Below are 19869 nucleotides of genomic sequence, written 5' to 3'. Positions count from 1 at the left end.
ATTCAACGGAGGATATCGCCATGAACCAGATCAATCTGCTGCTCGAAAACCAGGATGTGCAGGCCATCGACGGCGCGACATTCGATCGTCTCAATCCGATGACCGGCGATATCGCCTCGCGCGCCGCTGCCGCCCAGATCGCCGATGCCAAGCGCGCAGCCGATGCCGCCGCCGCTGCCTTTCCAGCGTGGTCCGCAACAGGCCCCGGTGCCCGCCGCGCCGTCCTGCTGAAGGCGGCCGATATCCTTGCCAGCAAGGCGCCTGATTTCATTGCCTGGATGGCGTCGGAAACCGGCGCGACTGCCGGCTGGGCCGGCTTCAATGTTCATCTCGCCTCCAACATGCTGCGCGAAGCGGCGTCGATGACGACGCAGATTTCCGGCGAGGTCATTCCATCGGACAAGCCCGGCTGCATCTCGATGGCGATCCGCCAGCCCGCAGGCGTCGTGCTCAGCATCGCGCCGTGGAATGCGCCGGTCATTCTCGGCGTGCGGGCTGTGGCGCTGCCGCTAGCTTGCGGCAACACTGTCATTCTCAAGGCATCGGAAATCTGTCCGGGCACACATCGGTTGATCGGCGAGTGTCTGCGCGAGGCCGGTCTGCCGCCGGGCGTACTTAATGTGATCACTAACGCGCCGGAAGATGCGCCCGCGCTGATCGATGCACTGATCTCGCATCCCGCCGTGCGCCGGATCAACTTTACCGGTTCGACCCGCGTCGGCCGCATCATCGCAGAGACCGCCGCCAAATATCTCAAACCGGTGCTGCTCGAACTCGGCGGCAAGGCGCCGCTGGTGGTGCTCGACGATGCTGATCTCGATGCAGCAGTAGCGGCCGCGGCTTTTGGAGCATTCATGAATCAGGGGCAGATCTGCATGTCTACCGAGCGCCTTGTGGTCGATCAGAGGGTCGCTGATGCTTTCGTGGCCAAGCTCGCCGCCAAGGCCGGTCATCTTGTCGCCGGCGATCCGCGCAAGGGCGATACACCGCTCGGTTCACTGATCGGCAAGGATGCTGCGGATCGCATGCAGGCGCTGATCAAGGACGCCGTGGGCAAGGGTGCCCGTGTCGTGGCGGGTGGCAGCGTCGATGGCACGCTGATGTCGGCTACAGTACTCGATCACGTTACCTCGACGATGCGGATCTACAATGAGGAGTCATTCGGGCCGATCGTGAGTGTCGTGCGCGTCGATGGCGTGGACGAAGCCGTGCGCGTTGCCAACGATACCGAATACGGACTATCGGCGGCGGTGTTCGGCCGCGATATCGCCCGGGCGCTGGAAGTCGCCAAGCGGATCGAGTCCGGCATTTGCCACATTAACGGCGCGACCGTGCATGACGAGGCGCAGATGCCGTTCGGCGGGGTGAAGGCGTCGGGCTACGGTCGGTTCGGCGGCAAGGCCGGCATTGCCGAATTCACCGAACTGCGCTGGATCACCATCGAGACCGGCCCGCAGCACTATCCGATCTGATCGTGTCCGTTACACGCGGCCGTCAGAAGCTGACGGCAGCGTAGGCCTTGCTGATATCTGCGGCCGCGTGCTGCAGATGCTCGCGCAACCTGATCTGGCTGGCTTTCGGCGTGCGGAATGCCGGCGTCACGAAAGAGATTGCGGCGATCACGCCACCGGAATCGCGGACAGGAACAGAGACGGCATAAACATGCGGTGTGATTTCCGCGCGCGACTCCGACCATCCCTGCTCGCGGATCACGGCGAGCTCGCGCACCAGCAGCCTGCGATGTGGTGCGAAGCCGGGATCGCGCCGAACGGCGTCGTCGAGGATTGTCTCGCATTCAGCTTCGGGCATGTGCGCGAGCAGCATTTTCGGTCCGGCGCCACGGTGCAGCGGCAACGCCGTTCCGACCTCGAAGGTCAGGCGAATGCGTGACGATGACTCGGCGCGCTCGATGCACACGGCGCGATCGGCCGAGCGGCGCAGCAAGATGATGGTTTCGCCGACTTCCTGAGAGACGCGCTTCATGAAGGGGCGCGCAATGGAGGCAAGGTCGGTGCCGGCGCGGGCCGCCTGCGCAAGGCCGATCACGCGCGGCGCGAGCACGAACGAGCCGCGGCCATCTTCGTCGATGAGGTCGGCTTCGCGCAGGATGCCAATGTACCGATAGGTCGACGACAGTGGCACCCCGATCTGTTCAGACAGGCTTTCTGCGGAATGCCTCGGACGATCGGTGGAGAAGGCCAGCAACGCGCGAAGTATCTTTCGAGAACTGCCGTCTGCAGCAGCAGGACGGTCCGTCTGGTCGACGCGTTTCGACGCAGTTGCGGCTCTCTTGATGGCCAACGGAACCTCCATTCGGTAATGCTTGCCAATGGAAACGGCAGCATGTGGATATCATTTGCGCACCAACAAACATTGCCGTGCGCGTACCTTCTTATAAGATAAGATAGTGTTCTCAGCAATTGAGAAGTAGCAAATCAGCCCATGAAGCTTCCGCCGCTGGACTATATTTGCCCTGCTACGCTGACCGAGGCGATTGCCGCGCTCGCGGTTCATGGCGGCAATGCCAAGGTGATCGCGGGTGGGCAGAGCCTGATGCCGATGCTTGCTTTCCGGCTGGCGGCGCCAAGCGTGCTGGTCGATATCGGACGGCTGCCAGATCTCAAAAGTATCAGTATTTCCGCTGAGGGTATCGACTTTGGCGCCCTCGTGACCTGGCGGGATATCGAGCGTGATGCGCGGCTCGCACAGGCGCATCCGCTACTGGCGGCTGCCATCGCCCATGTCGCGCATTACCAGGTCCGTAACCGCGGCACCGTCGGCGGGAGCATGGCCCATGCCGATCCGGCGGCCGAAATGCCGGGCATTGCGGTGACCTGCGATGCGATGCTAACGATCGTCGGACCGACCGGGACGCGCATCGTGAGCGCAGACGAGTTCATCACCGGCGGCCTCAGCACGGTTCTGGAGGCCGACGAAATCTTGACCAGCATACGTCTGCCGCTCTGGAAGAAGGCGCGGCGCTGGGCCTTCGAGGAATTCGCCCGCCGCCGCGGAGATTTTGCGCTGGCGGGTGTTGCCGCATTCTACGACATCGACGCGCAGGACCTGGCGTATAATGCCCATATCGGGGTGATCGGCGTTGCCGATCGTCCGATGCGTCTGCCCGGTGTCGAGGCGATCCTCGATGGTCGTCGGATCAATGCCGACGTGATTTTGCAGGCCGCGGCTGTCGCGCGGGATGCGGTCGATCCCGCCGATGATATCCACGCGGAAGCCGCTTATCGGCGTGATCTTCTCGGCGTGTTGCTGGAGCGGGCGCTGGCGCGCGCAGCCAATATCACTCTGCCGGAGGCCGCATGACGTCGGCCCGTCCCGTCCATTTCACCGTCAACGGTGTCGCGGCGACCGTCACGGTCGAACCTCGCACCACGCTGGCGGATGCGCTGCGCAATGAGCTCCGCCTGACCGGCACGCATCTGGGCTGCGAGCACGGTGTCTGCGGTGCCTGCACGGTCATCGTCGATGGTGCCGCGGTGCGCGGCTGCCTGATGCTGGCGGCGCAGGCAGAAGGGCGCGAGATAACCACCGTCGAGGGTCTTGGCAGCGCCGCGCATCTCAGTGCGTTGCAGCTTGCGTTCCGCAAGCATCACGCTTTGCAGTGCGGCTTCTGCACCGCCGGCATCCTCACGACTGCCCATGCATTGCTGACCGATGAGCCGCATGCGGACGAGGATCGCATCCGCGAGGTGATTTCCGGAAACCTATGTCGCTGCACCGGTTATCTGCCGATCATCGCGGCGATCATGGAAGCCCGTATTGCCTATGGCGACGTGCAATGCGAGGCGGCGCAATGAGCGATGTGGCCAAACTCCTGGTCGGCAGCGCGGTCGAGCGCATGGAGGATGCGCGCTTCCTGTCGGGATCCGGCTATTTCGCTGATGATCTTGCCGTCGAGGGGATGCTGCATGCCGCGATCCTGCGCAGCCCGATCGCGCATGCGCGGATCATGGCGATCGATGCATCGGCTGCGCTGGCGATGCCGGGCATTCACGCCATACTTACGGCGCAGGATATCGGCGACACCATCCCCATCATCCCGCTGCGCCTGGCGCCGCTGCCCGAATTCGAGCCATTCCGCCAGCCTGTCATCGCCAGCGATAAGGTGCGCTATGTCGGTGAGCCAATCGCTATCGTCGTCGCCGACAGCTGCGCTTTGGCCGAGGACGCGCTGGAGAGGATCGGCATCGAATTTGAAGCGCTGTCCGCAGTCACTGAGCGCGGCGCAAGTGAAACCCCGCTGTTCGACTTCGCCGAAGATAACGTCGCGCTACGCTACGATGCCGGGTTTGGCGATGCCGATGCGGCCTTCGCGTCCGCGGACTATGTGCGCACGGAGCGCTTCAGCGTGCAGCGCCATACGGCGCTGCCCATGGAGACGCGGGGCCTCCTCGCAGAATGGAATTCATCGGCCGGTCGGCTCGTCGTCACAGGCGCGACAAAGGTTACGTTCTATAACCGCCGCGCGCTGGCGCAAATGCTGGGCCTTCGCGAGGATGATATCGACCTGATCGAGATCGATGTCGGCGGCGGCTTCGGGGTGCGCGGCGAATTCTATCCCGAGGATTTCCTGATCCCCTTCGCTGCCCGCAAACTGGCACGTCCGGTCAAATGGATCGAGGATCGCCGCGAACATCTGATGGCGATCAATCACTCACGCGACATCGCTTGCGAATTGTCGCTCGCCTGCCGCAGCGACGGAATGATGCTGGGTTTGCGCGGCCGGGTATTCGCCGATATGGGCGCCTATATCCGCACCAATGGCGGCGTGGTCCCGGCCAAGGCGGCGCAGTTTCTGCCCGGCCCCTATCGCATCCCCCATGTCAGCGTGTCGGTCGAAGCCTTCATGACCAGCAAGACGCCGGTCGGCACCTATCGCGGACCGGGCCGCTTCGAGGCGAATTTCTTTCGCGAGCGGCTGATCGACATGGCCGCGACCGATCTCGGCATCGACATCGCCGAATTCCGGCGCAAGAACCTGATCACCGAACAGGAATTGCCTTATCCGATCGATGGGCTCGTACCCTATGAAGGGCCGACGTCCTACGACACGGGCGACTATGTCGAGGTGTTCGAGCGCGCCTTGAAGGAGATCGGCTGGCACGAGAAACGTCATTTGCAGGGAAAACTGATCGATGGCGTACGTCATGGCATCGGGCTCGGCTGTTTCGTCGAAAGCGGCGGCGCCGGCCCGAAGGAGAACGCTGCGCTCACCCTTGAAAAGGACGGCTCGCTGACGGTTGCCGTGGGCTCGTCCGTGCTGGGGCAGGGTCTGGAGACAGTGCTCGGCCAGATCGTATCGGATACGCTGTCGATCCCGTTCGAGCGCATCCGCGTGTTGCACGGCTCGACCACACTGCTCGATGAGGGCTTCGGCACCTATCATTCGCGTGCGGTGGTGATGGGCGGCTCGGCCGTGCTCGACGCCGCCACCCGGCTGCGCGAGAAGATCCTGCAGCAGGCGTCCAATCACCTGGGCAGGCCGAACAGCGAGTTGAAGATCATCAATGCGAACGTCGTCGCCGATAACGGCGCGTCAGTGTCATTTGCGGCGCTCGCAGCCGGGCGCGAATTGCAGGCAGACGGCACATTCTCCAACGATGTGCGCACCTACAGCTACGGCACCCATGCGGCGCATGTCACCGTCGATCCACGCACGGGCGCGGTGAAAGTTCTCGATTATATCGCAGTCGAAGATGTTGGTCGTGCTATCAATCCGGCCATCGTGCACGGACAGGCGATCGGCGCCATCGTGCAGGGACTGGGTGGCGTTTTCCTCGATCATCTGATCTATGACGATCAGGGACAGCTCTTGAACGCCTCTCTGGCCGATTATCTGGTGCCGACCGCGAGCGACTTTCCGGTGCTGCGCGCGGTAACGCTGGAGCTGCGGCCGTCTCCGAGCAATCCGCTGGGCGCCAAGGGCGCGGGCGAGGGCGGTATCGTTGCTGTGGCCGCGGCGACGGCCAATGCGGTGGCGGCAGCGCTGGCGCCGCTCAATGTCGAGATTCATCACTTGCCGCTGACGCCGCCGCGTCTGTGGCGCCTCATCAAGAATGCGCGCGAGCGCACGACCAATGCCGCATAGGGACTGATTGTGCCGATCGATATCCATGCCCATTATGTGCCGCCGCAGCTGCTGTCCGCCATCGAGGGCCGCGGCGCCTATTGCGGCGTGAGGCTGCTGCCAGCCGGGAATGGCAAGCCGCCGGCCCTCGGCTTCGATTATGGTTTCAGGGTTCGGCCGTTCTTCCCTCAACTGGTCGAGCCGGTTGAACAACGCCGTGCCAGCCTCGACCGCCAGGGTCTCGACCGGCAACTGGTTGCCACATGGCCGGACATCTACGGCTACGGTCTGGCGAAAGATGCCTGCGCGCATTGGCACCGCATGCTCAACGACACGCTGGGCGAGTGGTGCCATACAAACAATGACCGCTTTTCGTTCGTCGCATCGGTGCCCTTGGTCGACGCTGCAGATGCTGCGGCCGAACTCGATCGCGCCGTGGATCTCGGGGCGGTCGCGGTGATGGTCCCGGCCAATGTTGAGGGCGTCAATATCGGAGAGAAGCCGCTCGATCCGTTCTGGGCCAAGGCGGAAGCGTTGGGACTGCCAGTCATCCTGCATCCCGTGCTGGTGGATGCTGCGCCGCGTGCCGCGAAATTCGCGCTGACGCAGATTGCGCAATATACGTTCGACACCACGCTCGGCATCGGCTCGATCATCTTCTCGGGTGTGCTCGATCGCTTCCCGGCGCTCTCGATCGTCCTCAGCCATGGCGGCGGCACATTTCCTTATCTGCTGGGCCGTTTCGACGTGATGCATGCGCGGATGGATCGCGCGGGACAGGGCGACGTTGCGCAATGCGACCCGTCGGTCTACGCCTCGCGCATCGGCTATGACAGCATCGTGCATGCGCCGAAAGCGTTGCGTTTTCTCGCCGATACCGTGGGCATCGAACGTGTGGCGCTCGGTACTGACGAGTCCTTCCCGCCGGCGGATTGCGATCCTCTCGCCAGCGTCAAGGCTGCGGGCTTTTCCGCTGCCGATATAGAACTGATTACTGAAACCAATCCGAGGCGTCTGTTTCCACGTTTGCCCTGAGCTGCGGCGCGTTTTGCTGTATCACTTTCATGCGAAATAAAGAGGACCGATCATGCTGAAACGTCTGCTTGTTGCCGCTGGTGTTGCGATGTCGATGCTGGGTCTTGCGAACGCCCAGGAGATAAAGACGGTCAAGGTGGGGACGACCAATCTGTCGTCGGATATCGGTCTGTTCCTCGCCGAGAAGCGCGGCTACTTCAAGGAAGAGGGGGTCAAGGTTGAACTGATCCCGTTCGATTCCGGCGCCAAGATGGTTGCGCCGCTCGGCGCGGGCGATCTCGACGCATCGGCAGGCGCGGCCTCCGCCGGACTCTATAACGCCGTCAATCGCGGTCTCAAGCTGAAGATGGTGGCGGACAAGGGCACCAATATCGCGGGCTATAGCTACAAGGCGCTGATGGTGCGCAAGGATCTGATCGAGTCTGGCGCCTTCAAGTCGCTTGCGGATCTCAAGGGCAAGAAGGTCGCGATCATCGCCAATGGCGCGGCGGACGAGTCCGTTATCAACCAGGCGCTGAAGAAGGCCGGGCTAAAGGACGAGGACATCGAAAAGGTCTTCTTGCCATTCCCGCAGCATCTCACCGCCTTCGCCAACAAGGCGATCGACGCGGCGATTTCAGCGGAGCCGGGCGTGACGGCGATGGTGCGCAACAATGCCGCCGTGCGCTTCGTCGGCCTCGACGATTTCTATCCGGTGCAGCAGACAGCCATGCTGCTGATCAATGGCAAGTTTGCCGAGGACCGCAAAACAGTGACGGCGTTTCTCAAGGCCTATCTGCGCGGGGTGCGCGCTTATGCTGCGACGCTGAAGGACGGCAAGATCGCGGGGCCCGGCGCCGAGGACATGATCAAGGACATTGCCGAGATGACGGGCATCAAGGACACGGCGCTGCTGCATCAGATCGTGCCGGTGTTCATCGATCCCGACGGCCAGATCAATCTGCCCAGTGTCGAGACCGATCTCGCTTACTTCAAGTCGCGCGGGCTGGTCACCAGCGACATCGAGGCAGCCAAGGTCGTCGACATGTCCTATGTCGATGCACTGAAGCCAGTCCTGGGGCCGTTCGCACGGCCCAAGTGAAACGGTGAAGAGAAGTGTGGCGATGACGGTGCCGACGACAGCAGCAGAAATCCCGGATGGCGGTTCAGCAGCCGCGCCGAAGATCAGCCTGCGCGACGTCACCAAGCGGCACGATACGCAACTGGCGCTGGACCGGATCACGCTCGATATCCCGGCCAGCACCTTCTTCGTGGTGGTCGGTCCAAGCGGCTGCGGCAAGACGACCTTGCTGCGCATGCTTGCCGGACTGGATGCGCCATCGGAGGGCCGGATCGACATCGCCAATCCGCAGCCCGGTCATCCGCAGAACGCCATGGTGTTCCAGGGGGACTCGTTGTTTCCCTGGATGACCGTCTGGGACAACGCGGCCTATGGCCTGACGATGCGCAATGTTCCGAAGGCGCGCATCGATGACGTGGTCGGGCACTATCTGAACAAGACCGGCATGTATGGTGCGCGCACGCTCTATCCGCATCAGCTGTCCGGCGGCATGCGCCAGCGCGTCTCCATCGCGCGCGCCTTTGCCAACGATCCCGATATCCTGCTGATGGACGAGCCCTTCTCGGCGCTTGACGAACAGAACAAGACATTGCTGCACGAAGAGCTGCTGCGGATCTGGGAAGAGACCCGCAAGACCGTGGTCTTCATCACCCACAGTGTCGATGAAGCCGTGACGCTGGGCGACCGCATCATGGTGATGACGGCTGGCCCCGGCCGCATCAAGACCATCGTGCCGGTGGACCTGCCGCGGCCGCGCAATGTTGTCGAACTCCGGCACACGCCGGCCTATGGCGAGCTGGTCTATGATATCTGGGCGCAGCTGCGTGAAGAGGTCGATCGCGCGCGCAGCCGCGAGCCGGGGAGCAAGGCATGAGCGCGGGCCAGCCTCGCTCGCTGTGGAGCGAGCGCGCTATCAGCATCCTGTCGCCGTTGGTGCTGCTGGGCCTGTGGGAAATCTGCGCGCGCACCGGCATCGTTGATGTCAGGTTCTTTCCGGCGCCCTCTAACATCATTGGGCATCTGTTCGAACTCGCTTCCTCCGGCGCACTGTGGCGTCATGTGGGAGCTAGCCTCTATCGCCTCGCTGCCGGTTTTGTCGTCGGCTGCGTGCCGGCCATCGTGATCGGACTCGCTATCGGCCTCTATCGGCCGATACGTGCGGCCTTCGATCCCCTGATCTCCGCGACCTATCCAATTCCGAAGAGCTCCCTGCTGCCGCTGATCCTCTTGATCTTCGGTCTCGGTGAAAGCTCGAAGATCGCCATGGTCGCGATCGGCGTGTTCTATCCGGTGGTCATCAATACGGCGGCCGGCGTGCGACAGATCGCACCGATCTTCCTCGATGTCGGCCGCAATTTTGGCGCCAGCCGCTTCAACATGTTTCGCACCGTGGCGCTGCCCGGCGCATTGCCGCTGATCATGACCGGCATCAAGCTCGGCGCGGGCATGGGCCTCGTGCTGATCGCCATCGCCGAAATGGTCGGCGCCAAACAGGGGCTGGGTTACATGATCTGGAATGCGTGGGAGTTGTTCGATGTCCAGACCATGTATGTCGGCCTGTTTGTCATTGCGATTATCGGCTTCGTGATGAATGCCGGCTTCGACGCGCTGGAGCGCGCCATCGTGCCGTGGCGGAAGGGCTAGAGCGTCTTCAACTGCTCGCTCACGGCCAGCAACTGCCGCCGAATATTGGATGCCGCAGTCACTTCCCAGAACGCGCCGCGCGTCGCCGGGCCGATGGCATAGAAGCCGGGCTGAACATGACCGGCGCTGTCGCGCAGTTCGCAGGTTGGGGCGACATCGAGGCCGAGGCCGTTGAAGCCGGTCCGCACTTGCCCGGTTTCGAGCAGCGACTTGATGAGCGGATCGCCCAGGTGATCATAACGCTCTTCCGGGCCGGTACAGTTCAGGATCCAGTTGGTGGCGAGGTTGACCGTCTCGCCGTGTCCGCGCTTGCGGATAGTGACGTCATGTCCTGATGGTGTCGCAACTGCGCTGGTGATGCGACCTGCGACCACGTCGAGGCGGTTGTCCTGCTGCAATTCTTCCAGCAGTTCGGCGACGTCGGGTGCCAGCCGATGCCGGTGCACCATCCAGATCGCGCGCAGATGCCGCGCGAAGCGGGCACGTTCGGTCTCGGAGGCGTTCCTGTAGAGTTCACCGATGGACAATCGAAACGTGTCGACCATCGTCTGCCATGGAATGCCCGCGGCAACCTTGCGGCGGGTGTCCCTGAGCAATGCCGCCAGAAGGCCCCGTGCGGTGGGCACCGGGAATGAGTTCATCGGATCGGGATCGGTCTGTGCCGGCACGTCGATCAGCGGCAGCAACCCGCGCCGCGAGACCATCGTGAGGGGCGCGCGCATGCCGCGATGGACGAGATCGATCACCATATCGACGGCGGTGGCGCCAGTGCCGATGACCAGCACGCGATCGTCGTTGCCGATCCGATCGAGCGCGCCCGGTGTCCAGACATTGGTGATCGAGCGCGGCGATGCCTCGATGCCGGGAAATGGCGACGGCGGCTGGTTGCCAAGACAGAGGAACACCAGATCGGCGTCCATGATCGCACCCGATGCCGTCGCAACGCGATAACCATCGCCCTGTCGCGTCACACTCAGAGCCACATCCTGCCGCGGCGTTACGCGTCCGCTGCCCGTCAATTCGTTGAACTTCGTGGAGATGTAGTCGCCATAGACCCGGCGAGGCACGAAGGAGGTTGAATAGTCCGGCCAGTCCGCCTGGCCGGTTTCCGTCAACCATTCGACGAAGCCGTTATCTTCGGCGCCGAGTCCGCCCATCTTTGAGGCTGGGACGTTGATGCGGTGCCACTTCGCTTTCGCGGAATAGGCGAGCCCACGTCCGAAGGCGCCGCCGCGATCCAGTACGGTGATCGCCCCGATCTGCGGCAGCTTGGACAGAATGAGCGCTGCAAACGCGCCGGCCACGCCGCCGCCGATGACGGCAACACGTAGGGAATGGGGGGAGGCTGATGTCATGCTGCCGGACGATGCGAGGAAAGGATGTCGAAGATATCAGGTCGGCGGCGCGTAGGCGGCCGGATCGACCGATGCCGGGCGGCCGTCGAGTGCGAGCCGGCCGATTCGCGCGGGCGTTTCGGCGATCACCTTGCCGCGGCGCACGACCGCGAGCCGCGTCGCCTTCAGCCGGATTGCCTCGATAGGGTCGCGGGCCTGCAGCAGCACGAGGTCGCCGTTGCAGCCGACATCGAGGCCGTAGCCATCGAGGCCCATGATCTTTGCCGGATTGGTGGTGACGGTATCGAAGCAGAAGCGCATGGCGTCGCGGCTGGTCATCTGCCCGACATGCAGGCCCATATGCGCGACTTCGAGCATGTCCGCCGAGCCCAGTGAATACCACGGGTCCATGCAGCAGTCCTGGCCGAAGGCCACGTTAATGCCGTAGGGCCGCATCTCGGGCACGCGGGTCTGGCCGCGGCGTTTCGGATAGCTGTCGTGGCGCCCCTGCAGCACGATGTTGATCAGCGGGTTGGCGATCGCAGCGACGCCGGCCTCGGCGATCAGCGGCAGCAGTTTCGAGACATAGTAGTTGTCCATCGAATGCATCGAGGTCAGATGCGAGCCGGCAACGCGGCCCTGCAATCCCAGCCGCTGGGTCTCATAGGCGAGGGTCTCGATATGGCGCGAGAGCGGGTCGTCGCTTTCGTCGCAATGCATGTCGACGCGCAGTCCGCGCGCGGCGGCGATCTCGCAGAGTGCTTTCACCGATGCGGCGCCATCGGTCATGGTCCGCTCGAAATGCGGAATGCCGCCGACAATGCTGACGCCCTTATCGAGCGCGCGCGCAAGATTTTGCGCAGCCGTGGGCGAGCGGAAATAGCCGTCCTGCGGAAACGCCACCAGTTCGAGATCGAGATAGGGCGCGACCTGCTTCTTGACGTCGAGCAGCGCATCGACAGCCAGCAGCCGGTCGTCGCAGATATCCACATGGGTACGCACCGCGAGCAGGCCCTGTGCCACCGCGAGGTCGCAATAGCGCAGCGCGCGTTCGACCAGGGCCTCATAAGTGAGGTGTGGCTTCAATTCGCCCCACAGCGCGATGCCTTCGAGCAGGGTGCCGGAGACATTCAGGCGCGGCAGGCCGAGCGACAGCGTCGCGTCCATATGGAAGTGGATGTCGACGAATGGCGGCGAGACCAGATGCCCGGCGGCATCGATCACGCGTCCGGCTTCTCCCGCCAGATTGGGCTGCACCGCGACGATACGGCCCGCGGCGATGGCGATATCCTGGCCGGTGCGGCCGTCGGGAAGCGTGGCGTTGCGAATGAGGAGGTCGAACGGCATGAAACCCTTGCTGCTGCAGGTGCGATCGCCGAATTATCGACGTTGCGCTGCAGCAATGCAAGACGGTCCCACGCGGGCGGCATCCGCCGGTCCGCGCGGACCGATTTGACCTGTATCAGTGAAACGATTGTTGTGCGGCGCGGAGCAGATCGATCGGGCTCCATGGCTTGGCCATGAACAGTGTGCCGTCGGGCAGCCGACGCACACGAGGCGCACCTGAGGTCACGATCACATGCATATCGGGGTATCGTTGTTTGGCGAGATAAGCGAGCTCGATGCCGTCCATCATGCCCGCGAGTTCCACGTCCGTGAAGACCATCGCAACATTGTCACCGGATTCCTCCAGCACCAGCACGGCGGCCTCCGCGCTTTCGCATTCGATGACGTTCATCTCGCTCTCTTCGAGCAGCAGGCTGACCAGTGTGCGTTGTGCTTCGTCGTTCTCGACCACCAGCGCTGTCGACCTGTGTGCATAACCCATGGGGGAGCCTCCGTGGTTTGGTTGCGACAGGAGGGCAATGCGTGAGTTCATCAGGGGTTCAGATAAAAGTGAGTTCCCGTGAGCAACAATGTTACTCACGCAAATTACATGCCTGCGCAGGATGATGTGCCGGCAGAACTGCAGCTAACCCGCTACGGAAGTTGAGTTTGCAATCTGTTGCATCATCTGCGGCAGCAGATAGGGCGCGCCATCGTCCGTTCGTGCAACGACGACGTCGATATCGAACACGCGGCGGATCACATCGCTCGTGATCGTTTCCGCAGGCGTTCCTTCCGCTGCAACGGCGCCGTTGCGCATTACGATGATGCGATCCGCAAACCGAACCGCGAGATTGAGATCGTGCAGCACTGCGATCACGGCCGTGCCGTTGCGCGCACGCTGCCGCGAAATTTCGACGAGTTCGATCTGATGGCGCAGATCGAGCGATGATGTGGGCTCGTCGAGCAGCAGGATGCCGGCGCCATGCGCCGCCTCACCGCAGGCGAGCTGTACGAGGATGCGCGCGAAATGCGCGCGCTGTTGCTCGCCGCCGGAAAGCGTCGGCAATTCGCGATGACGGAAGTCGCCAAGGCCCACTTCATCGATGGCGGCATCGACCAGCGCTTGCGCTGAAGCCAGCGGCAGGTTGCCCCGACCCATCTGCACGACTTCCTCGACCGTGAATGGGAAGCTCACACTGACATGTTGCGACAGCATCGCGCGCCGCATCGCCAGTTCGGTGGGCGACCAGGCGTGGAGGTCGCGGCCTTTCAGCGTGATGGCGCCGCGCGACGCACGCAGATCGGCCGAGAGCAGACGCAGCAGCGTCGACTTGCCGGCGCCGTTGGGACCGACGATGGCCACCATCTCGCCGCTGGTGATGGCGAGATCGACGTGATTGAGCAGCGTGGCTTGGCCGATCGTCAGCGAGATGCCGGATGCTGCGAGGACGGGTGCGTCGGCCATCTGTGTCACAGCCCCACCAGTCCGCGCTGACGCAGCAGGATCAGCAGGAATATCGGTGCGCCCACGGCGGCAGTCAGGATACCGATGGGCATCTCGGCCGGCGCCACGATGGTGCGGGCCAGTGTATCGGCCCCGACCAGCAGGCTGGCGCCGAGGCCGACGGATGCGGGCAGCAATAGCCGATGACCCGGTCCGATCATCAGCCGCAGTAGGTGCGGCACGACGATGCCGACGAAGCCGATCACGCCGCAGACCGAAACCGCTGCGCCGGTCATAATGGAGATCAGGACGATGCAGATGCGCTTGAGGCGCTCCACATCGACGCCGGAATGGAAAGCCTCGGACTCGCCGAGGATCAGCACGTCGAGGCCGCGGCTGGTGAAGAACATGCCGATCAGCCCCAGCGCCAGCATGGGCGCAATCGTCGCCGCCTTGCTCCAGGTCGCGCCGCTGAGCGAGCCGAGCAGCCAGAACGTGATGTCGCGGAGCTGACGATCGTCGGCAATGAACACCAGAAGCCCGATACCCGCATTGGCGATGGCTGCGATGGCGATGCCGGCGAGAAGAAACAGCGCAATCGACGTACGCCCGCTGCGGCTGGAAATCCGATACAGAATGATCGTTGTCAGCAGCGAGCCGATGAAAGCCGCCAGCGGCAACAGAAACGGCTGCAGAAAAGCAACATAATGCGCAAAGCGGCTGTCGCTGATGACGATGGCGCCCGCCGCAGCAAACGCTCCGCCGCTGGAGACGCCGACCAGCGCCGGATCGGCGAGGGGATTGCGAAACAGGCCCTGCATAATCGCGCCGGCGGCGCCCAGCATGCCGCCGATCATGGCGGCGATGGCAATGCGCGGAATCCGGATCGACCACAGGATCAGCTGATCGCGCGCGGCAAATGGATTGCCGGGATCGGCGGCCGCAAGGCCAAGTGCTGCGGGCAGGCGGGACAGCGGGATGCCGGCGGCACCCACGGTGGCGGCAAGCAGCACCGTCAGCAGCAGTGCCGCGAGCAGGCCGCACAGCACGATAACGGTGGCAGGGCGACGCACCCGACCGGTCGTTCTGACAAACGCAGTCAGCTTGGCGTCGGCAGCGCTCATCTTATTGGCGGCAGTTGACGGCGAGCGAGACGGGCTTGAACGTTGCAGCCTCGGACGACAGCGCCGGGTCGAGCTTGACGGCGAGGTCGCGTGCGGCGGCGGCCGTGCGCGGACCGAAGCCGAGCAGATAGAGGCCATCCATGGCGACCAGGCTCCTGGTCTTCGCGGCCGGCGTCAGTGCGAATGCCGGGCTGGCAAACACGGTGTCGGCCTGCAGCGTATCCTTGCCGCGCTCCATCGAGAGCACGGTATCCGGTTTGGCTGCGGCGATCGCTTCATCGCTCATGATCTTGTAGCCGTCGAAGCTGTCCGCGACATTGACGCCGCCGGCCAGCTTGATGATTTCATTGGCTGCCGTCTTCTGGCCTGCGACCATGGTGCGGCCATCGAGGAAGGACATCACGAACATCACCCGTGGCGGGGTCTTCACCTTGGCGCGCAATTCACGCAGTGCGGCAAGATCGCCGGCCACGGCATTGGCAAGACATTCGCCGCGTGCCTCGACGCCCGCGACCTTGGCGATCAACCGGATCTTCTCCACCATGCCGGCTTCGGTGAACGTATCTGGCACCATGATGAGCGGGATCTTGGCGGCGTCGATGACGTCGATGGTTTCCTTCGGGCCGGAGCCCGCGATGGCGAGCACCAGTTGCGGATTCAGCCCCAGCACGCCTTCCGCAGAGAGTTGCCGCATGTAACCGACATTGGGTTTGTCGGCCATGGCCTTCGGCGGATACAGGCTGGTCGTATCGACGGCGACGATACGGTCGTCAGCGCCGAGGGCATAAAGGATTTCGGTCACCGCGCCGCCGATTGAGACGATGCGGGTCGGGTGGCCGATGGTGACGTCGCGTCCGCGTGCGTCGCGCACAACGGCGTCTTCCGCCGCGGCCGCGGCTGACAGCGCCAGCGTGCCGGCAAGCGCTACACATTGCAGCGCATGTGCGATGCGATGACGTCGAACGGGGAGACCGGCGGTCATTTGGTGAGGATCAGCTTGTTCTGGAACGTCAGGCGCAGGCGATAAGTCTCGTCGCCATGCGTAATCAGCAACTCACGCTGATCCGCGAACAGCTCCTTGCTGTCCATCCGGTCGCCATTTATGACCACATTGCGTCCGGCTGAGGATTTGGCGTGAGCGGCAGCGCTGCCGTCGTGAGAACCCGTATCCATAGCGCCGATCTATCCCATCCGTAAAAGTCTCTGTCATCGTTATAGGTTTTGTCGCACCTCATCGCCAAGCACTGCAGTCTATAATCAGTATAAACAGGGCGGGGATTGCTTGACCCCCCCGTTAATGAACCGTAATCGAAAATGGCAACTTGGTGGCAGGGGTCCCCGAGTCGCATTCGAGAGCCAGCAAGCTCACTGCCTCGTGCAGCGCCAGCCAGCCACGATCCGTTGAAATTTGTGTTTGGGGATTAGGCTATGGCTCTTGGGGGCATGACTACGCGCGCCTTGTTGTTGGGTGTGTCGATCGTATCAATGGGGGCGTTGGTCTCCGAGACCGCCTTGGCACAGGCCGCCGCGCAGGCAGGCGACGTGCAGCCGCAAAAGCCGAAACCCGCCAAGAAAAAGCGTGCTGCTACCAAGCCGGCGGCCGTGCCGGCGCAGGTAGCTAACGCCAATGCGCAGGCCAGCCGCAGCGGCCAGTCACTCGATGAAATCACGGTGACGGCTTCGAAGACCCAGGAGCGCGCCATCGATGCGCTGGCGCCCGTCAGCGTCGTGACGCAGGAGCAGATCCAGCTGCAGCAGCCGAGCCGGCTGAGCCAGCTTTTCTACAATGTCCCCGGTGTCTGGATGCAGGATCGTGGCGATGATCCGTCCACGGCGATCAATATCCGCGGCTTGCAGGATTTCGGACGTGTCGCCGTTGTCGTTGACGGCGCTCGCCAGAACTATCAGCGCTCCGGTCACAATGCGAATGGCTCGTTCTTTCTCGATCCCGAGCTGATCGGCGGCATCGATATCACCCGCGGCCCGACTGCCAATATTTACGGCTCTGGTGCCATCGGCGGCGTGGCCTCGTTCCGCACCAAGGATATCAATGACGTTCTGCGACCCGGCGAGCGCTGGGGCGTGGATATGAGCGGCTCCTACGGCTCCAACAACAGTCGCGGTCTCGGCTCCGTGTTCGGCGGCGTGCGTGTCGATCCGACGGTCGATGCGTTCGGCGGTGCGGTCTATCGCACCCAGGGTAACTACAAGGATGGCGCCGGTACCGAGATCGGCAATACAGGCAACGACATCGCTGCGGGCCTGATGAAAGTTACGGTTCGCCCGGCCGACGGCCATGAGGTGAAGTTTGGCGGCCTGTTCCAGGACTATAGCTACACAATTGGTCAGTTGAATCGTGCTCCAACCACAACGCAGGCCTTGATCGCTCTGAATCAGGGCTCGTCCGTCTACGCCTCCAATGCAAAGAACTATACTGGTACGGTGACGTGGAAATACGCGCGTCCGGAGGACATGCTGTTCGATTTCAATGTCTCGCTTTACGGCAATCGCGTCGACAACGACCAGACCAAGACCTACCACTATTCGACGGCCGGCACCGCGCTCTGCGGTGCTGGTAGTGCCGGTAACAACATTTCTGGTTGCGTTGGCGATCAGCGCGGCTACTTGCTGGATACGTTCGGCGTCGACGTCAACAACACGTCTCGCTTCAATATCGGTGAGTGGCGCAATGCTGTGACCTATGGCTTCGACGTCTTCAACGACAAGGTGAAAACATTCGACTCGCGCGGAAACTCCAACATCACCACGCCGAGCGGCGAGCGCACAGTCTCCGGCGGCTTCGTCCAGCTAAAGACCAACTATTCGAGTTGGCTCGAAGTCATAGGCGCGCTGCGTTATGACCACTATGAGCTCAATTCAAGCGGGACAGCCGTGGGTGTTAACAATGTTTCATCCAGCGGTGACCGCCTGTCGCCCAAGATCACACTCGGCGTGACGCCGGTAGCGGGCTTTACGCCCTATGTGAGCTATGCGGAGGGTTATCGTGCACCATCCATCAGTGAAACGCTCATTGCAGGTGGCCACGCTTCCGGCGGCGGACCGACTTTCGTCACCTGTGCTGATGGTACCGCTGGCCTGTTCTGCTTCTTGCCGAACCCGAACCTCCGGGCAGAAGTCGGCAAGAACAAGGAAGTCGGCATCAATCTGAAATACAACGACGTCTTTACGTCTGGCGACAGTTTCCGCGCCAAGTTTAACTTCTTCCGCAACGACGTTGATGACTACATCGACCTCGTCGCCTCTACGCCAGTTCTCGTCAACTATGTATTCATGGGGCGTCCTGGCACCATCCTCAACAGCAACTTCTATCAGTACCAAAACATTGCCAATGCGAAGATCGAAGGCTTCGAGGCCGAGACGGCCTATGACGCGGGCCTTTGGTTCCTGGGCGTCGGCGCGACGGTTCAAAGCGGCAAGAACACCCAGACCAATGTTGGTCTGGCGACAATCCAGCCGCGCAAGGTCACGACCACCGGTGGCGTCCGCCTGCTCGATCGCAAGCTGACAATCTCGGCTCAGTGGGCTTCGGTCGCGGCCAATACCGACCTTCCGGCCGGGTACGTGCCATCGACCTCCTACGATCTCGTCAATCTCTACGTCGCCTATCAACCGACGCAGGACATCACCTTGAATTTCGGGGTCGACAATATCCTGAACCAGTATTACCGCCCCTATGCTATTCCCGGGTCGACCAGCGATGGCACAACGCAGAACGACGCGTTGTGGACCGCCCCTGGTCCGGGCATCGTTTATAAGGGTGGCATCAAGGTGCATTTCGGCGGCGCATAATCGCCATCTGCATCCACCAGCCTCCAAGGAATCGCGCTCATGTCCGGGCGCGATTTCGGTTATGATAGGTTCTCGACGTCACGAAAGGAAAGACATCCATGTTCATCGCCATGAACCGCTTTCAGGTCAAAACCGGATCCGAAGCCGCTTTCGAGAATATCTGGGCGACCCGCGAATCCTATCTCTCAGAATTGCCGGGCTTCATCGAGTTCAGCCTGCTGAAAGGGCCGGCAGCTGAGGATCACACGCTGTATTCGTCGCATACGGTCTGGGCCAGCAAGGCGGACTTCGAGGGCTGGACCAAGTCCGAGCAGTTCCGCAAGGCGCATGCCCGCGCGGACAACAAGTCGGAAGGCGCCAGCCTCTATCTCGGTCACCCCAAGTTCGAGGGTTTCGAGGTGATCCAGTCCGAGCGCCGTAAGAGCGCTGCGGCCTGATCGCAGGCACTGCGTCTCACACCAATGATCGATCACGGAGCCATCTCATGCTGAACACGGATCTCGCCGCGCTGAAGACCTATATGGCGGAGAATCCCGGTGCCGTGATCGAGACCGTTGCGCGCGAGCGCAACATCACGCCGCGTGCGGTGCTTGAAGCGCTGCCTTCGGAAATGGTGACCATCGGTGGCGGCGGCGATGCGTTCGTCACGGCGATGACGGATATCGCCGAATGGGGCGAGGTGACGCTGATCGTGCATACCGAGGACGGCATCTTCGAAACGACCGCACCGCTGTCGCCGGGCGCCATCGGCCACGGCTACTACAATCTGACGCAGCCCAAGGGCCTGCATGGCCATCTGCGTCACGAGCGCTGCGGCGGCGTGGCGTTTGTCGAGCGCCCGTTCATGGGCAAGTCGTCGGCCTTCGTCGCATTTCTCAATGTCGATGGTGGCGTCATGTTCAAGGTCTTCGTGGGCCGCGACGAGACCCGCGCGCTGAAGCAGGATCAGCTTGAGCGTTTCCGCGCGCTGGCCAGGATACTGACGAAAACGACCGCTGCATAAG

At 62.7% G+C, this 19869-nt stretch carries 19 protein-coding genes; 11 read left to right on the top strand and 8 right to left on the bottom strand.

The annotated features are described in order from the left end of the window. Positions 1 to 20: 20 nt before the first annotated feature. On the top strand, positions 21 to 1472 hold the full coding sequence (locus CHC01_RS16665) for an aldehyde dehydrogenase (protein WP_089265339.1): 1452 nt from the start codon (positions 21 to 23) through the stop codon (positions 1470 to 1472). A 22-nt stretch (positions 1473 to 1494) separates the two neighbouring features. Here CHC01_RS16665 and CHC01_RS16660 read toward each other — a convergent pair whose 3' ends face one another. Continuing rightward, entirely contained in the window at positions 1495 to 2301 is an 807-nt protein-coding gene (locus CHC01_RS16660) for an IclR family transcriptional regulator (RefSeq protein ID WP_170849559.1), read from the bottom strand. Between the two features lie 141 nt (positions 2302 to 2442). Here CHC01_RS16660 and CHC01_RS16655 point away from each other — a divergent pair, with 141 nt between their 5' ends. The 7 genes from CHC01_RS16655 to CHC01_RS16625 are packed head-to-tail and all read left to right on the top strand — an operon-like array spanning position 2443 to position 9824. Then, positions 2443 to 3321, top strand: a complete 879-nt coding sequence (locus CHC01_RS16655; protein ID WP_089265337.1) for an FAD binding domain-containing protein — start codon at positions 2443 to 2445, stop codon at positions 3319 to 3321. Next, positions 3318 to 3815, top strand: coding sequence for a (2Fe-2S)-binding protein (locus CHC01_RS16650; protein WP_089265336.1), 498 nt, complete (start codon positions 3318 to 3320; stop codon positions 3813 to 3815). The genes CHC01_RS16655 and CHC01_RS16650 overlap by 4 nt, the downstream gene beginning before the upstream one ends. Next, positions 3812 to 6106, top strand: coding sequence for a xanthine dehydrogenase family protein molybdopterin-binding subunit (locus tag CHC01_RS16645; RefSeq protein ID WP_089265715.1), 2295 nt, complete (start codon positions 3812 to 3814; stop codon positions 6104 to 6106). The genes CHC01_RS16650 and CHC01_RS16645 overlap by 4 nt, the downstream gene beginning before the upstream one ends. Before the next feature lie 9 nt (positions 6107 to 6115). Beyond that, on the top strand, positions 6116 to 7120 hold the full coding sequence (locus CHC01_RS16640) for an amidohydrolase family protein (RefSeq protein ID WP_176454610.1): 1005 nt from the start codon (positions 6116 to 6118) through the stop codon (positions 7118 to 7120). 52 nt (positions 7121 to 7172) lie between these two features. Further along, on the top strand, positions 7173 to 8201 hold the full coding sequence (locus CHC01_RS16635; protein WP_089265334.1) for an ABC transporter substrate-binding protein: 1029 nt from the start codon (positions 7173 to 7175) through the stop codon (positions 8199 to 8201). 22 nt (positions 8202 to 8223) lie between these two features. Continuing rightward, positions 8224 to 9054 carry an ABC transporter ATP-binding protein gene (locus tag CHC01_RS16630; RefSeq protein ID WP_089265714.1) on the top strand — a complete coding sequence of 277 codons (831 nt, stop codon included), beginning with the start codon at positions 8224 to 8226 and terminating at the stop codon, positions 9052 to 9054. Then, positions 9051 to 9824: an ABC transporter permease gene (locus tag CHC01_RS16625; protein WP_089265333.1), complete on the top strand. Its 774-nt coding sequence runs from the start codon at positions 9051 to 9053 to the stop codon at positions 9822 to 9824. Before CHC01_RS16630 ends, CHC01_RS16625 begins: the two co-directional genes overlap by 4 nt. Here the strand turns inward: CHC01_RS16625 and CHC01_RS16620 are convergent. From CHC01_RS16620 to hemP, 7 genes are all read right to left on the bottom strand, one after another. Continuing rightward, on the bottom strand, positions 9821 to 11179 hold the full coding sequence (locus CHC01_RS16620; protein ID WP_089265332.1) for an FAD/NAD(P)-binding protein: 1359 nt from the start codon (positions 11177 to 11179) through the stop codon (positions 9821 to 9823). The genes CHC01_RS16625 and CHC01_RS16620 overlap by 4 nt on opposite strands. A gap of 36 nt (positions 11180 to 11215) precedes the next feature. Then, positions 11216 to 12505, bottom strand: a complete 1290-nt coding sequence (locus tag CHC01_RS16615) for an amidohydrolase family protein (protein WP_089265331.1) — start codon at positions 12503 to 12505, stop codon at positions 11216 to 11218. Positions 12506 to 12620: 115 nt separating this feature from the next. Further along, complete coding sequence (locus CHC01_RS16610) at positions 12621 to 12986, bottom strand: response regulator (protein ID WP_089265330.1); 366 nt, start codon at positions 12984 to 12986, stop codon at positions 12621 to 12623. A gap of 144 nt (positions 12987 to 13130) precedes the next feature. After that, complete coding sequence (locus CHC01_RS16605; RefSeq protein ID WP_089265713.1) at positions 13131 to 13952, bottom strand: heme ABC transporter ATP-binding protein; 822 nt, start codon at positions 13950 to 13952, stop codon at positions 13131 to 13133. A 5-nt stretch (positions 13953 to 13957) separates the two neighbouring features. Further along, complete coding sequence (locus tag CHC01_RS16600) at positions 13958 to 15055, bottom strand: FecCD family ABC transporter permease (protein ID WP_089265329.1); 1098 nt, start codon at positions 15053 to 15055, stop codon at positions 13958 to 13960. A 1-nt stretch (position 15056) separates the two neighbouring features. Continuing rightward, positions 15057 to 16037: a heme/hemin ABC transporter substrate-binding protein gene (locus CHC01_RS16595; protein WP_089265328.1), complete on the bottom strand. Its 981-nt coding sequence runs from the start codon at positions 16035 to 16037 to the stop codon at positions 15057 to 15059. Continuing rightward, a complete protein-coding gene (gene hemP, locus CHC01_RS16590) occupies positions 16034 to 16228 on the bottom strand; it encodes a hemin uptake protein HemP (RefSeq protein WP_068735289.1) in 195 nt (64 codons plus the stop codon). Before hemP ends, CHC01_RS16595 begins: the two co-directional genes overlap by 4 nt. Before the next feature lie 270 nt (positions 16229 to 16498). On the opposite strand from hemP, the gene CHC01_RS16585 reads away from it, so the two are divergent. The 3 genes from CHC01_RS16585 (at position 16499) to hutX (ending at position 19868) form a co-directional block, all read left to right on the top strand. Beyond that, the gene (locus CHC01_RS16585) at positions 16499 to 18865 is read left to right on the top strand and encodes a TonB-dependent hemoglobin/transferrin/lactoferrin family receptor (RefSeq protein ID WP_244558385.1); all 2367 of its coding nucleotides are present in this window, start codon (positions 16499 to 16501) and stop codon (positions 18863 to 18865) included. 98 nt (positions 18866 to 18963) lie between these two features. Continuing rightward, entirely contained in the window at positions 18964 to 19302 is a 339-nt protein-coding gene (hmuQ, locus tag CHC01_RS16580) for a heme-degrading protein HmuQ (protein WP_089265326.1), read from the top strand. A 47-nt stretch (positions 19303 to 19349) separates the two neighbouring features. Next, on the top strand, positions 19350 to 19868 hold the full coding sequence (gene hutX, locus CHC01_RS16575) for a heme utilization cystosolic carrier protein HutX (RefSeq protein WP_089265325.1): 519 nt from the start codon (positions 19350 to 19352) through the stop codon (positions 19866 to 19868). The last annotated feature ends 1 nt before the right edge of the window (position 19869 follow it).

This window comes from Tardiphaga sp. OK246 (genome assembly GCF_900188215.1).
Classification (GTDB): Bacteria; Pseudomonadota; Alphaproteobacteria; order Rhizobiales; family Xanthobacteraceae; genus Tardiphaga; species Tardiphaga robiniae.
This window is presented reverse-complemented; position numbering and strand designations above follow the sequence as displayed.

Coding starts and splice junctions, on each gene's coding strand:
- CHC01_RS16665 (WP_089265339.1), top strand. CDS start 21: ATGAACCAGATCAATCTGCTGCTCGAAAACCAGGATGTGCAGGCCATC.
- CHC01_RS16655 (WP_089265337.1), top strand. CDS start 2,443: ATGAAGCTTCCGCCGCTGGACTATATTTGCCCTGCTACGCTGACCGAG.
- CHC01_RS16650 (WP_089265336.1), top strand. CDS start 3,318: ATGACGTCGGCCCGTCCCGTCCATTTCACCGTCAACGGTGTCGCGGCG.
- CHC01_RS16645 (WP_089265715.1), top strand. CDS start 3,812: ATGAGCGATGTGGCCAAACTCCTGGTCGGCAGCGCGGTCGAGCGCATG.
- CHC01_RS16635 (WP_089265334.1), top strand. CDS start 7,173: ATGCTGAAACGTCTGCTTGTTGCCGCTGGTGTTGCGATGTCGATGCTG.
- CHC01_RS16630 (WP_089265714.1), top strand. CDS start 8,224: ATGACGGTGCCGACGACAGCAGCAGAAATCCCGGATGGCGGTTCAGCA.
- CHC01_RS16625 (WP_089265333.1), top strand. CDS start 9,051: ATGAGCGCGGGCCAGCCTCGCTCGCTGTGGAGCGAGCGCGCTATCAGC.
- CHC01_RS16620 (WP_089265332.1), bottom strand. CDS start 11,179: ATGACATCAGCCTCCCCCCATTCCCTACGTGTTGCCGTCATCGGCGGC.
- CHC01_RS16615 (WP_089265331.1), bottom strand. CDS start 12,505: ATGCCGTTCGACCTCCTCATTCGCAACGCCACGCTTCCCGACGGCCGC.
- CHC01_RS16610 (WP_089265330.1), bottom strand. CDS start 12,986: ATGGGTTATGCACACAGGTCGACAGCGCTGGTGGTCGAGAACGACGAA.
- CHC01_RS16605 (WP_089265713.1), bottom strand. CDS start 13,952: ATGGCCGACGCACCCGTCCTCGCAGCATCCGGCATCTCGCTGACGATC.
- CHC01_RS16600 (WP_089265329.1), bottom strand. CDS start 15,055: ATGAGCGCTGCCGACGCCAAGCTGACTGCGTTTGTCAGAACGACCGGT.
- CHC01_RS16595 (WP_089265328.1), bottom strand. CDS start 16,037: ATGACCGCCGGTCTCCCCGTTCGACGTCATCGCATCGCACATGCGCTG.
- hemP (WP_068735289.1), bottom strand. CDS start 16,228: ATGGATACGGGTTCTCACGACGGCAGCGCTGCCGCTCACGCCAAATCC.
- CHC01_RS16585 (WP_244558385.1), top strand. CDS start 16,499: ATGACTACGCGCGCCTTGTTGTTGGGTGTGTCGATCGTATCAATGGGG.
- hmuQ (WP_089265326.1), top strand. CDS start 18,964: ATGTTCATCGCCATGAACCGCTTTCAGGTCAAAACCGGATCCGAAGCC.
- hutX (WP_089265325.1), top strand. CDS start 19,350: ATGCTGAACACGGATCTCGCCGCGCTGAAGACCTATATGGCGGAGAAT.